Below are 12,580 nucleotides of genomic sequence, written 5' to 3' on the forward strand. Positions count from 1 at the left end.
CCGCCTGGCCTTACACGTGACAGACGCCGAGGAGGTTCTCGCTCGCCGCCACTGAGAACGTGCCCCAGGAGGGCACCGACGCGTGGATGTAGACGACGGTGTCGTTGGGCCGGAATCCCGCCCAATGCGACGCGTCCGCCGCGACCTCGATCTGGAGGGTGCCCACCGAGCCGGTGACGACGTAGATGTCGGTGAGAATCGCTGGGACGACGGCCGCACCCGGGTAAGCGGCCTCCACCGCGGCTCGACTGTCGCCGAAGCGGATGCCCTCGGTCGTCGGGATGTCGTTCGCGTTGAGGTCGATGCGGCTCATCGGTCCGCCCGGCCCGTCACTCGTCACCGAGAACGCGGTACCGGCGCCGTAGACGTTCGGGTCGGTCGAGGCGAACGACGGGTCGGCGTTCCAGACCCCCAGGCCGCCGCAGGCCGCCGCGTCGAAGGTCACCATCGCGAGGGTGGGGTCGGTCGTCGGCACCTCGCCGAGCGGCAGCTGTTCGAAGCCGTCGGGCCCGAGGGCGAGGTCGGCGAGCGCGGGCCGCGTCTCCGGCTCCGGGGTCGGGGTGACGGTCTCGGTCGGGGTCGCCGACCCGCTGTCGGTCGGCGTGGAACTGGGAGTCGCTCCGCCGGGTCCGCACGCCGCCAGGGCGACAGCGAAGGTGACGGCGAGCAGGGATGCCGGGATGACGCGCCTCATGCCCGCATCCTGGCAGTTCTGCCGCCCTTCGCGACAGAGGGAGTTTTCGTCAGTACCGGATCGCGTCGATCACCTTCACCCGCACGGCGACCAGGGCGGGCAGCAGGCCGGCGAGCGCGCCGACCAGGGTCGCGGCGCCCAGCCCGATGAGTGCCGCCTCGATCGGGAAGCCCGGGATGTCTTGGATGTAGAGAGCGAGGAGCGACTCGGTGAGCGGGTTGCGGATCAGCACGATCGCCAGCAGCACGCCCGCCAGACCCGCGACGAAGGTCGCGACGACGCTCTCCATCATCACCGAGAAGAACACCCGCCCCGCGGTGGCTCCGAACGCCCGGCGGATGCCGATCTCGCGGATGCGATGCCGCACCGACACGAGGGCGATGTTGAGCAGGCCCAAGGCGCCGAGGGCCATCACCAGGATCGCGATGCCGGTGATGACGATCTTCGGGACGAGGAGCGGGTCGTCGACCTGCCATGCGAGGTAGTCCTGACGCTGCACGTCGACCTGCCAGCCCTCGCCGAGAGCGGCCGCGATGTCGCGCTGCAGGATCGGAAGCAGCTGATCTGCGGCCTCCGGCGGCACCCAGGCCTCGTAATTCGGCAGCTGCGGGTAGTTCGGATCCTGGGGAGGCGCGAAGGCGTCGTAGTCGTCGTTCAGCATGTACGCCTGCAGGTACGTTCCGTCGAGGGACTGCTTCGGCGTGACGCCGATGATGATCGCATCGACGGTGCCCGTCGGGGTGACGATGCCGATCGTCGGATCGACCCGAAGGTCGGGTGACCCGAGTCGCTCCCAGATCTCCTCGCTCACCACGATCGCCGGGGCGAGCCGCAGAGCGTCGCGATCGGTGAACCAGGCGCCCTGCTTGAGCGAGATCCGGTGCATCGCCCCGTAAGGCTGGTCGACGCCGAAGGCCGAGATCCCCATCACGCCGTCGGGGAACTGCACCGACAGACCGCCGTACATGGTGCGGTTCGTGTAGGTGACGCCGTAGCGCTCCATCGCCGTGGCGAAGGCGACATCGAGGTCGGTCTTCGACGGCTGCTCCCCCGTGACCGGGTTGTACGCCCACACCGCCACCGTCGCGGGGCGACCGCTGCCGCGCTCGAAGCCCTCGACCGTCGCCTGAGTCGCGATCGATCCGGCCGCGACGACGCCGGTGAGGGCCGTCACCGCGACACCGACCCCGATGAGGCTCAGCAGCACCTGGGTCTTGTGGATGCGCAACTCGGCCCACGCCTCGACGACGGCCCCGACGAAGGCCGCCCACAGCCCGGCCTTCACAGCGTCGCTCCCGTCGCCGCGAGGCTGCGCACGTGGTCGGACGCGATCTCGTGCAGCACCCCGCCATCGAGGCGGTAGTGCCGGCTCGCCAGAGCGGCGACGTTCGGGTCGTGGGTGATGGTGATGAGCGCAGCCCCCGCTTGTTCGGCGGCGGAGTCGAGCAGCTCCATCACCGTCGCGCCGGTCTCGACGTCGAGGGCACCGGTCGGCTCGTCGGCGAGGATGAGGCGCGGGCCACGCACGAGCGCACGCGCGATCGCGACGCGCTGCTGCTCGCCTCCCGAGAGCTGGTCGGGAGTCGACGAGGCTCGGGCGCCCAGCCCGACGCGCTCGAGCATCTCGCGGGCGATCTTGTCGCGCTTCCAGAACTGGGTGCCGGTCGCGTAGAGCAGCGGGGTGACCACGTTCTCGAGTGCCGTGCGCCCGGGCAGCAGGTTGAACTGCTGGAAGATGAAGCCGACATCGCGACCCCGACGACGATCGCGCTCGCCGGCATCCAGCTCGTCGAGCGGGGTGCCGTCGAACTCGAGCCGACCGCTCGTCGGCGTGTCGATGAGGCCCAGCAGGTTGAGCAACGTCGACTTTCCGCTACCCGACCGGCCGACGATGCTCACGTGATCACCGATCTCGAGACGCAGGTCGACGCCTCTGAGGATGTCGAGGCGCCCGCCGTCGGGAAGATCGATCGAGCGGGTCACGCCCTCCAGTTCGACGAAGGCCATCTCAGCCGCCGTTGCCGTAGATCACGACGCCGCCGTCGGTGGGCATCCCCGGGTCTCCCGCGGGGGCCCCGGGAACGAACTGCATGACCAGCTCGCCCTCCTCGAGGCCGTCGACGATCTCGACGTTGATGCCGTCGGAGAGCCCGAGGGTCACCGGGCGTTCCTCGGTCTCCCCGGTCTCGGGGTCGATCACGACGTAGACGACGCCCGACTCCGCCGAGCCGAGCACCGCGGTCACCGGAACGACGAGCACGTTCTCGGCGACTCCCGCCGAGATCGTGAGCTGGGCGACGAGATCGGGGAAGACGGTGACATCCGCGGGGACGACGCACCGTGCCGTGGTGCCCGAACCCGCGTTCGGGTCGCCGGTGCCCGGGTCTTCGCCGGAGCCGCTCGAGGCGCCCGCGAGCGGAGTCGTGACGGTCAACCCGGTGCAGGTGAACGGAGCCGGCCCTCCGGTGACCGTGACGGTGGCTTCCGTCGGTGCGGAGGTGAGGCGGTACCGGTCGGTGGGCTGCACCGAGGCGGTGACGTAGAAGCCGGGCGGGGCGATCTGGGCGATCGCGGTGCCCGCGGTGGTCTGTTGGTTCGGCACGATGCTCAGGGCCGAGATGGTGCCCGCGACGGGAGCGGCGATCCCCACGGTGACGGTGCGCCCCGCGGCGTTGAACCCCTTCACGATGCCGATCTGCTGTCCTGCTGCCACGACTGAGCCGACCCCGACCTCGACGCTGGTGATGGTGCCGTCGAGCGGCGCCTTGACGGGCACCGCGTCGTCGGCCTTGACTGTGCCGCTCAAGACGACATCGTTGCTGACCGTGCCGATCATGACCGGCACCTGCGGGTCGACGAACCCACCGGTCGGCTCCTCGGCGCCGACCCCGGCGACCGAGGTTCCGAAGAATGCGAGCTTGATCAGCGCGACGGCGATCGCCGTTGCGACGACGAGTCCGATGATCGGAAAGACCCATTTGCGGGCTACGGACACGGCGCACTCCAATCACACGGGTGCCGCGCCCCTGAGACACGGCTCACCTCATCGAACCAGCGCAGGCGGTCGAACGCATCCCAACCATTCGGCCGGGTCGAACGTCTGCTTCCTGGACTCTAAGGGCGCGTTCCGCCTGACCGGCTCATTCTCGAGGATGAGTCGCGCTCGACAGGCGCATGATATTTCGCGTTAGTTCGTATTGACATGAAATGGTGTCCCGACCTAACGTGTGCGCATGACCTCCACCCGCGGCTATCGGATGTCGGCCCGTGCGACGAGCGCGGCGCAGACCCGGGACCGCATCCTGCGCGCCGTCATCGACGCGGCACAGGAGAAGCTCACCCTCGAGATCAGGCTCGACGACGTCGCGCGGCGCGCAGAGACCACCGTGCAGACGGTGCTGCGGCACTTCGGCTCCCGGGAGAAGCTGCTCGACGCGGCGATCGTCGCCGGAGCGGCCGACATCGCCGCCGAACGCGCGGTCGACAGCGGCGACATCGATTCCGGATTCCGCCGACTGCTCGACCACTACGAGTCCCGTGGCGACTTCGTGACCCGGATGGTCGCTCAGGAAGACGCGGATGCCCGCATCCGCTCCATCACCGAACAGGGGCGACGCCAGCACCGCGACTGGGTCGCCGGGCTGTTCGCCGCCGACCTCGCGAAGCGCCCCGAGCCCGCACGGACGGCGCTCCACGACCTCCTCGTCGTCACCACCGATCTCGCGACCTGGCGCCTGCTCCGGCGCGATCGTGGGCTCGACCGCGACACGACCGAGGCGCGGATGCGCGCCCTGACCGCCGCCGTGCTGGCGGCACCCGACCCTAGGGAGTGACGATGAGAATGCTGGTTGCGACCTTCGATGCCGGCGGCAACATGCCCCCGATGTCGGCCATCGCCCGCGAACTCGCCGAGCGCGGGCACGACGTCACGATGCTGCTCGAACCCCACCAGACGGCGCCCGGGCTCGAGGCGCGGCCCTATGCCACGCCCTTCCGCCCGCGCCGACCCCGCAGCCAGCTCGGTGCCGCGATCGGACTCTCCCGGGTGTTCGCCGATCGTCGGCTGGCGGCCGAGATCCTCGAACTCGCACGGCGCGAAGAGGCGGATGCCGTCGTCGTCGACTGTCTGCTCGTCGCGACCGTGAACACACTGGCGGCGGCCGGCATCCGCACGATCAGCGTCGTGCACACCCCGTGGTCGTTCCTGCGCGACGCCGCGCGCGGGCCGTTCGGCGTGATCATCCGGCTGCTCGGCGGGGGCGATGCCGCGGCATCCCTCGACGCCCCCGAAGCCGTGCTGGTGACGTCGGCCCGCGAACTCGACGGCGACGCCGCGATGCCCGAGCACGTGCACCACGTCGGCCCGGTGGATCGCCTGCCGCACCCCGGCACCCCGGCTGCGGGAGCGCCGCTCGTCGTGGTCAGCCTCAGCACGACGCCCAACCCCGGGCAGGAACGCACCCTGCAGGCGATCGCCGACGCGCTCGGCGAGCTGCCGGTGCGGGGCCTGCTCTCGGGCGGTGGGCTCGTCGAGACCACCGCCCTGCGACTCCCCGACAACGTCGACGCCGCGCCGTGGATCGACCACGATGCGGTCCTCCCGACCGCGGCGCTCCTCGTCGGCCACGGCGGGCACGGAACAACCGTGCGCGCCCTCGCCGCCGGAGTGCCGGTGCTCGCGTTGCCGGTGAATCCGCTCGGCGACCAGCCCGGAATCGCGAAGGCCCTCGCGCGACTCGGGATCGGATCCCGCCTGTCCCGTTCGGCATCGCCGGCCCGGATCCGACGCGAGATCCAGCGACTGCTCGGCGACGCCGCGACCCGACAGCGAGTCGCCACTTTCGGCGCGCGACTCCATCACGCACGAGTGGCGTCGGCCACGGAGATCATCGAAGGCGTCGCCGCGGCGCGATAGCCGCGCGGCGGGCTCTTGCACCACGCGACCGGACGGCGAGATCATCCCCCATGGCACTCATCTGGTTCCGCATCGCGGCAGGGGTGGTCGCGTTCCTCGCGCTCGGCTTCGGGATCCCCGGAGTGATCGGCGCCGTCCACTACCTGCGCGTCGGGGAGGTGTGGCGTCTCTGGGGCTTCCCGACCTATGGGCCCGGGATGTTCGAGAAGTGGGGCGTGCCGTTCGGTGCGACGCTGCTCGTCGCGTTCAGCGCCGTGTGCGCCCTCGCCCTCGGGTCGGCGGTGCTGCTGTGGCTGCCCGGCACCGCCGTGGTCGGGGCGATCGCCGCGCTCGTGCTGCTCCTTGCGCAGGCGGTGTTCTGGATCGGGTTCGAGCTGCCGTTCGGTCCGCCGCTGGGGATCGCCGCCGTCGTGCTGACCGTGCTCGGCCTCGCCGGCTAGGCCTCGATGACGACCGGGATGATCATCGGGCGGCGGCGGTGCTGGGTGTTCACCCAGCGGCCGACGGTGCGGCGCACGATCTGCTGGTAGCCGTGCTGGTCGCGCGTTCCGCTCTCCGCCGCCTCGATGAGGGCCTTCACGATCTGCGGGCGTACCCCGTCGAACACGGAGTCGTCTTCGGCGAAGCCCCGAGCCTGGATCTCGGGACCGACGATGATCTTGCCGGTCTGCACGTCGATCGCGATGAAGATCGAGATGAAGCCCTCCTCGGCGAGGATGCGGCGGTCTTTGAGGTCGGCATCCGTGATCTCGCCGACCGTCGAGCCATCGACGTAGACGAACCCGATGTCGAGCTGGCCGGTGACCTTGGCGACGCCGTCTTTGAGGTCGACGACGATACCGTTCTCGCCGATGATCGCGCGCGACGGCTTCACACCCGTCTCGATCGCCAGGTCGGCGGCGGCACGCAGGTGCCGGGCCTCGCCGTGCACCGGCAGCACGTTGCGCGGCTTGATGATGTTGAAGCAGTAGAGCAGCTCGCCGGCGGCCGCGTGCCCCGAGGTGTGCACCTTGGCGTTGCCCTTGTGCACGACGTTGGCGCCGAGCTTGGTGAGCCCGTTGATGACCCGGAAGACCGCGTTCTCGTTCCCCGGAATGAGGCTCGACGCGAGGATGACGGTGTCACCCTCGCCGACCTCGATCTGATGATCCTGGTTCGACATGCGGGCCAGCACCGCCATCGGCTCGCCCTGCGACCCGGTGCTCATGAACACGACGCGGTCGTCGGGCATGTTGAGGGCGGTCTTCAGGTCGACGATGATGCCGTCCGGCACGTCGAGGTAGCCGAGGTCGGCGGCGATGCCCATGTTGCGCACCATCGAGCGCCCCACGAAGGCGACGTGCCGCTCGTTGGCGACCGCGGCATCCAGCACTTGCTGAACGCGGTGCACGTGCGACGAGAACGACGCGACGATGACGCGCTTCTTCGCCCGCGAGATGACGTGGTCGAGCACCGGGCCGATGTCGCGCTCGAGCGGGGTGAAGCCCGGCACGTCGGCGTTGGTCGAGTCGGGGAGGAAGAGGTCGACCCCCTCCTCGCCGAGACGGGCGAACGCACGCAGGTCGGTGATGCGGCCGTCGAGCGGCAGCTGGTCCATCTTGAAGTCGCCCGTGTGCAGCACGAGGCCGGCGGGAGTGCGGATGGCGACGGCGAGCGCATCGGGGATCGAGTGGTTGACGGCGACGAACTCGAGCTCGAACGGCCCGAACCGGTCGATCTGGTCGGCCTTCACCTCGCGCGTCTGCGGCGCGATCTTGTGCTCCTTGAGCTTCGCCTCGACGAGCGCGAGCGTGAGTCGCGACCCCATCAGCGGGATGTCGCGGCGCAGCCTCAACAGGTACGGAACGGCGCCGATGTGGTCTTCGTGACCGTGGGTGAGCACGACGCCGACGATGTCGTCGAGCCGGTCACGGATCGGGGCGAAGTCGGGCAGGATCAGGTCGACCCCGGGCTGGTGCTCCTCGGGGAACAGCACGCCGCAGTCCACGACGAGGAGGCTGCCCTCGTATTCGTAGATCGTCATGTTGCGACCGATCTCGCCGAGCCCGCCGAGCGGGAACACCCGGAGGGTGCCGTCGGCGAGTATCGGCGGGTCGAACAGGTCGTCGGCCATCAGCGCGTCGTCCCGGCGATTTTCGGCAGGGCGCCACCGGCTGCCGCATTCGCGTCGGGACGGAAACTCTTCGGGTCGATGCCCTCGATGTCGTGCACCAGGGCGATCTCGTCCTCGATCAGGGCGGCCTCATGTTCTTCGGGCCCGACGAGCGGCAACCGCACGCGCGGGGTGGAGATGCGGCCGAAGCCGTGCAGGATGTACTTCGCCGCGACCGTGCCGGGCACGTGCGTCATGGTGGCCCGCACGAGCGGCTCGAGCGCCTGGTGCGCGGCGCGCGCGCTGTCGAGATCGTTCGCGTTGACGGCATCCACCATGCGGCGGTACGGCTCGGGGGCGATGTTCGCGGTCACCCCGATGAGACCCGTTCCGCCGATCGCGAGAGTCGGCAGCACGTTGGCGTCGTCGCCCGCGAAGTACATGAGGTCGGTCTGGTTGAGCACGCGGCTCACCTCGCTCAGGTCGCCCTTGGCATCCTTCACGGCGAGGATGTTGGGGTGCTTCGCGGCGCGCAGGATCGTCTCGTACTTGATCTCGACGCCCGTGCGGCCGGGGATGTCGTACAGGATCACCGGCAGGTCGGTCGCGTCGGCGACCATGCGGAAGTGGGTGAGGATGCCGGCCTGCGTCGGCTTGTTGTAGTACGGCGTGACGATCATGATGCCGTCGGCGCCGGCCTTCTCGCTCTTCTTGTAGAGCTCGATCGCGTGCGCCGTCTCGTTGGATCCGCCGCCGGTGATCACGCTCGCGCGGCCCGCCGCGACATCCTTCGCGACCTCGACGAGCTTGATCTTCTCGGGGTCGGTGAGCGTGCTCGTCTCCCCCGTGGTACCCGTGACGACGATTCCGTCGACGCCGTGGCCGACCAGGTCGTCGATGTGCTTCTCGACGTCGGCCCAGTGCACCTCTCCGTCGTGGGTGAACGGGGTCACCAACGCGACGAGCACCTGCCCGAAAGGATTCTCTTGCGACGACACGTAGTTCAGGCTACCGGTGTTGGCGGGGCACAACTTCTGGGCGAATCGTGACGCATGACTCCTCCCGCCGCGCCCGCGGCATCCCTATCGTCACAGGCATGTCGCTTCGTCGTCCCGTCGCCACCGCACTCAGCGTCGGCATCCTGCTTCTCGTCGCCGCCTGCACCACCACGACGGTCACCAGCTCGCCCACCGCGACGATCCCGCCGGCCGACTCCGACTACTCGGCGGATGCGGTCGTGCTCGACCCCGGCGCGTCGTACGGCGACCGCTACGCCGACGGCATCCTTCCCGTCGGCGATGAGAAGTGGACCGTCACCGACCCCGCCGTCGGCACCGTCTACCTGTGCCGCGACACCTTCGTCGCCGACGAGCAGGCCGGCGCCCAGACCCGCGGGCCGTGGTTCGTCGCCGACAACACCGCGTACGACATCGACCTCAAGGTCGCCATCCAAGGCACGGTCGACTGGGCACCGCAGCTCTCGGTGACGGTCGACGGCGCGGAGCGGGTGGTGGCGACCAACGACCTGCCCGATCACCCGACCGGCGAATTCCCGGTCGCGCACGACGACCCGGCCCGCGTATACGACGCCAACCCCAACACGATCAGCGAGCAGGACCTCGAGTACCGGCTCTCCGCATCCCCCGAGTATGGAGAGCCGCAGTGCATGGGCGGCGAGGCGGGCGTCATGCTCACCGGCGTCGCGCTGTTCAACGGCTTCGACGCGGGAGGTCGGGATGCCGGGGCGTGGGAGGTGCAAGACGCGTGCGATGGGCACCCGCAGAACCTCGGGGTGTACCACTACCACTCGCTCTCCCGCTGCATCTCGCAGGTGGGCGTCGACACGGTGATCGGGTGGGCGCTCGACGGGTTCCCCATCACCGGGCCGACCGTCTCGGAGGGGAACATCCTCACGACGGCCGACCTCGACGAGTGCCACGGACTCGTCTCCGACGTCGTGATCGACGGCGAGGTCGTCACCACCTACCACTACGTGATGACGCAGGACTTCCCGTACTCGGTGTCGTGCTTCCGCGCCACCCCGATGCAGCAGGGGCCGCCGCAGTAGGCGGGGTCGCGCCCGTTCAGCACCCGTCTCGACGACACGCCGCCCGACAGCACGCAATCACGGCGTGGCGCGGCGACTCGGTGCCGAGCGGTCGAGGTGCAGCCCCGCATCGACCACCGCACGCACGGCGGCGACCACCCCGGCAGGGTCGCCCACAGCCGCTCGATAGCGGACACGGATGACGAGGTAGCCGAGGGCGGTCAGCATGAGATCGCGCGCGTTGTCGCGATCGAGCTCGCCGGGCGTCGAGTGATGTGCGCGACTGTCGCACTCGATCACGAGCCGGTCGCCGATGACGAGATCGAGCCGCTCCAAGTCACCGAATGGGACACGCACCTGCGGGGTCGCGATGATGCCTTCTAGCGCGAGCAGGACCCGAACGATCGACTCGGTTCCGGACTCGGCGCGTGGGTCGACGAGCGCAAGCAGGCGACGGAGTCGTCGTGGGAGCCCCGCCGCAGCGAACTCGATCTCGATCCGCGTCATCCCGGACCGCCTCAGCATCGAGTCGAGGACGGCGATTGCGAACTGTGGAGGTTCCGAGCGGAGGATCTGTGCGACCAAGTCGGACGCCGTCGACACACCAAACCGGTTGGGTCCCGCCGGACCCCGGATGATGGCCGCATCTGTCACCGGGATGTGTGAGCCTCGGGGCACCTCGATCACCAGGTGGCGGCGCGGAGGAGCCCAGAACCCCAGCATCCGTGCCGCGCTGGCGCCTGCGATCCGGCCGCCGATTCGCGCCGCGTCGACGACCGCCGGGTCGCAGTCCGGTGTTGCCACGACGCCCTCGCGGATGCGCACCAGGAGACCCCGCCGAACCGCCGTGCGGATTTCGGCATCGCGGACGCCCGCATCTCGGAGTGCCCGAGTCGTGGTGATCCCGTCGGGCACAGCATCCGCGAGTCGCATGCCTCACTGTCGCGACGGCGCACGGCCCATCGTCGTGCAAGCGGCCTCGGTGGGAAGGGAGCCGGCGTATTCAAGGTGGGGAGGACGCCCGCTCAGCACCGGTTCGTCCGAGCGTCGGCGTGTTGTACCCGCAACCCGGCGTGTCGATTCGAAACGGCGCGGAGCGGTCGAGGGCTGTCAGGGGGCGACGCGGCCGCCGGCCTCGAATGCGGCGTGGGTGAGGGGCATGAGGGGCTTCCATGCCTCCTCCATCAGCTCCGCCACCATCTCGATCTCGCGCTGCGGGAACGACGGGAAGTGCGACTCGGGGCGCTTGGTGCGCAGCGACAGGAAGTTCATCAGCGACCGGGCGTTCATCGTGACGTACATCGACGAGTAGAGCGACAGCGGAAGCACGGTGCGGGCGACCTCGCGGGCGACGCCGGCATCCAGCTGCTTCTGGTACTCGGCGTAGGCGAACTCAGCGACCGCGCGACCCGACGCGACCGCGAGCTCGGTGAGCGACGGGTCACCGGGGATGAAGTCGTACGCGCCGGGTTTGCCGACCTGCACGAGATCCCGTTCCGGTGCGGGCACGTAGAAGACGGGGCGCATCTCGCGGTAGCGGCCCGACTCCTCGTTGTAGGAGGCGATGCGGTGCCGCATGAACTCGCGGAAGACGAAGAGCGGCGCCTGTACGTAGAAGGTCATCGAGTTGTGCTCGAACGGCGACCCGTGACGATCGCGCATGAGGAAGTTGATGAGGCCCTTGTCCTTCGACCCGGCGTCGACACCGGAGGCGGCATCCTCGAGGGTCTGCTCCCCCATCGTCGAGACGCGGGCAGCGAACACGACATCGGAGTCATGGGCGCTCGAGCGCACGAGCTCCACGGTCATGTCGGATCGGAACTGGAGCTCGGTAGGCGCGGACACGGCCCTCACGATATCCGGCCCCGGCGTGTGACGGAGTATGACAGGCCCGTGTGACGCGAGGCGGCGCGCTCACTACCTTGTGAGTCATGGATGTCGGAACCGTCGCACTGGCGCTCGGGGGCCTCGTGCTCGCCGCGACGCTGCTCGGCTTCCTCCACCGGGCGACCCAGGGCCGCGCCCGAACGATCTCCGACGCCCGGATCGTCAGCATCGACGGGGTCTCCCTCGGCGGGCGCGCGACGCTGCTGCAGTTCTCCACCGAGGTGTGCGCCCCCTGCAAGTCGACGGCTCGGGTGCTCGACGACCTCGCGGCCCGCACCGAGGAGGTCACGCACGTCGACCTCGACGTGACGCACCGGCCCGAGCTGGCGTCGCGCTACCGGGTGCTGCAGACCCCGACGACTCTGATCCTCGACGCCGACGGCACCGTGCGTGCGCGCATCGGCGGCGCGGTGCGACGGGATGTCGTCATCGCCGAGTTGCAGCGGGTGCTCGCCGCATGACCGCCCCGTCGACTCCGCGCGGCATCGACCCGCGCGGCCCTCGTTTCACGGCCGGTGTCACCGCGATCCTGTTCCTCGTCGTGATCGCCCTCGCCCTGCTGGGCTTCGACACCGCCGCGCTGGTGCTGGCGATCTACAACGCCGCGGTCTTCTTGTGGAGCGCCGTCGCCGGGGTCGCCCGGCATCCGTACGGGCTGTTCTTCAAGGCGGTCATCCGCCCCCGCCTCAAGCCCCCGCTCGAACTCGAGGATCCGACCCCGCCGACCTTCGCGCAGGGCGTCGGGCTGTTCGTCACGGTGATCGGCATCGTGTTGTTCGTGCCGTTCGGGTCGATCGCCCTCATCGTGGCCGGCGCGGCCGCGTTCCTCGCCGCCTTCCTCAACTCGGTGTTCGCGTACTGCCTCGGCTGCCAGATCTATCTGCTGCTGGCGCGGGTCGGCGTCCTGGGCCGCAAGGGTGCCGCGACGGCCTAGAAAACGTAGGC

The 12,580-nt window shown here is 69.7% G+C and carries 14 protein-coding genes; 6 read left to right on the forward strand and 8 right to left on the reverse strand.

The genetic code is table 11. The annotated features are described in order from the left end of the window. Window positions 1-10 precede the first annotated feature (10 nt). Genes IE173_RS05350 through IE173_RS05365 form a run of 4 tightly spaced genes read right to left on the reverse strand, consistent with a single transcriptional unit; the run spans window position 11 to window position 3,689 of the window. Entirely contained in the window at window positions 11-694 is a 684-nt protein-coding gene (locus tag IE173_RS05350) for a hypothetical protein (RefSeq protein WP_191282316.1), read from the reverse strand. Window positions 695-743: 49 nt separating this feature from the next. Beyond that, window positions 744-1,979 (reverse strand): ABC transporter permease, encoded by a 1,236-nt coding sequence (locus IE173_RS05355; protein ID WP_191282317.1) that lies wholly within the window; start codon window positions 1,977-1,979, stop codon window positions 744-746. Beyond that, complete coding sequence (locus IE173_RS05360; protein WP_191282318.1) at window positions 1,976-2,701, reverse strand: ABC transporter ATP-binding protein; 726 nt, start codon at window positions 2,699-2,701, stop codon at window positions 1,976-1,978. The genes IE173_RS05355 and IE173_RS05360 overlap by 4 nt, the downstream gene beginning before the upstream one ends. 1 nt (window position 2,702) lies before the next feature. After that, window positions 2,703-3,689 (reverse strand): efflux RND transporter periplasmic adaptor subunit, encoded by a 987-nt coding sequence (locus IE173_RS05365; RefSeq protein WP_191282319.1) that lies wholly within the window; start codon window positions 3,687-3,689, stop codon window positions 2,703-2,705. 238 nt (window positions 3,690-3,927) lie between these two features. Between IE173_RS05365 and IE173_RS05370 the strand changes: the two genes are divergently transcribed. From IE173_RS05370 to IE173_RS05380, 3 genes are read left to right on the forward strand one after another with little or no spacing between them, the layout of a single operon-like run. Further along, window positions 3,928-4,527 (forward strand): TetR/AcrR family transcriptional regulator, encoded by a 600-nt coding sequence (locus tag IE173_RS05370; protein WP_191282320.1) that lies wholly within the window; start codon window positions 3,928-3,930, stop codon window positions 4,525-4,527. Between the two features lie 2 nt (window positions 4,528-4,529). Then, window positions 4,530-5,609 (forward strand): glycosyltransferase, encoded by a 1,080-nt coding sequence (locus tag IE173_RS05375; protein ID WP_191282321.1) that lies wholly within the window; start codon window positions 4,530-4,532, stop codon window positions 5,607-5,609. Between the two features lie 50 nt (window positions 5,610-5,659). Continuing rightward, complete coding sequence (locus IE173_RS05380; RefSeq protein ID WP_191282322.1) at window positions 5,660-6,049, forward strand: hypothetical protein; 390 nt, start codon at window positions 5,660-5,662, stop codon at window positions 6,047-6,049. Here the strand turns inward: IE173_RS05380 and IE173_RS05385 are convergent. Both IE173_RS05385 and dapA read right to left on the reverse strand, forming a co-directional pair. Continuing rightward, a complete protein-coding gene (locus IE173_RS05385; RefSeq protein ID WP_191282323.1) occupies window positions 6,046-7,722 on the reverse strand; it encodes a ribonuclease J in 1,677 nt (558 codons plus the stop codon). The genes IE173_RS05380 and IE173_RS05385 overlap by 4 nt on opposite strands. Continuing rightward, on the reverse strand, window positions 7,722-8,699 hold the full coding sequence (dapA, locus tag IE173_RS05390; RefSeq protein ID WP_191282324.1) for a 4-hydroxy-tetrahydrodipicolinate synthase: 978 nt from the start codon (window positions 8,697-8,699) through the stop codon (window positions 7,722-7,724). The genes IE173_RS05385 and dapA overlap by 1 nt, the downstream gene beginning before the upstream one ends. Before the next feature lie 98 nt (window positions 8,700-8,797). On the opposite strand from dapA, the gene IE173_RS05395 reads away from it, so the two are divergent. Next, window positions 8,798-9,769 (forward strand): YHYH protein, encoded by a 972-nt coding sequence (locus IE173_RS05395; protein ID WP_191282325.1) that lies wholly within the window; start codon window positions 8,798-8,800, stop codon window positions 9,767-9,769. A 57-nt stretch (window positions 9,770-9,826) separates the two neighbouring features. On the opposite strand, the gene IE173_RS05400 is transcribed toward IE173_RS05395, so the two are convergent. Next, the gene (locus tag IE173_RS05400; protein ID WP_191282326.1) at window positions 9,827-10,255 is read right to left on the reverse strand and encodes an endonuclease domain-containing protein; all 429 of its coding nucleotides are present in this window, start codon (window positions 10,253-10,255) and stop codon (window positions 9,827-9,829) included. 603 nt (window positions 10,256-10,858) lie between these two features. Then, window positions 10,859-11,557, reverse strand: a complete 699-nt coding sequence (gene thyX / locus IE173_RS05405) for an FAD-dependent thymidylate synthase (protein WP_191282519.1) — start codon at window positions 11,555-11,557, stop codon at window positions 10,859-10,861. Between the two features lie 122 nt (window positions 11,558-11,679). On the opposite strand from thyX, the gene IE173_RS05410 reads away from it, so the two are divergent. Both IE173_RS05410 and IE173_RS05415 read left to right on the forward strand, forming a co-directional pair. Further along, window positions 11,680-12,096: a TlpA family protein disulfide reductase gene (locus tag IE173_RS05410; RefSeq protein WP_191282327.1), complete on the forward strand. Its 417-nt coding sequence runs from the start codon at window positions 11,680-11,682 to the stop codon at window positions 12,094-12,096. Beyond that, on the forward strand, window positions 12,093-12,569 hold the full coding sequence (locus IE173_RS05415; RefSeq protein WP_191282328.1) for a DUF4395 domain-containing protein: 477 nt from the start codon (window positions 12,093-12,095) through the stop codon (window positions 12,567-12,569). Before IE173_RS05410 ends, IE173_RS05415 begins: the two co-directional genes overlap by 4 nt. Window positions 12,570-12,580 lie beyond the last annotated feature (11 nt).

This window comes from Pseudolysinimonas yzui (assembly GCF_014653215.1).
GTDB classification, from domain to species: domain Bacteria; phylum Actinomycetota; class Actinomycetes; order Actinomycetales; family Microbacteriaceae; genus Pseudolysinimonas_A; species Pseudolysinimonas_A yzui.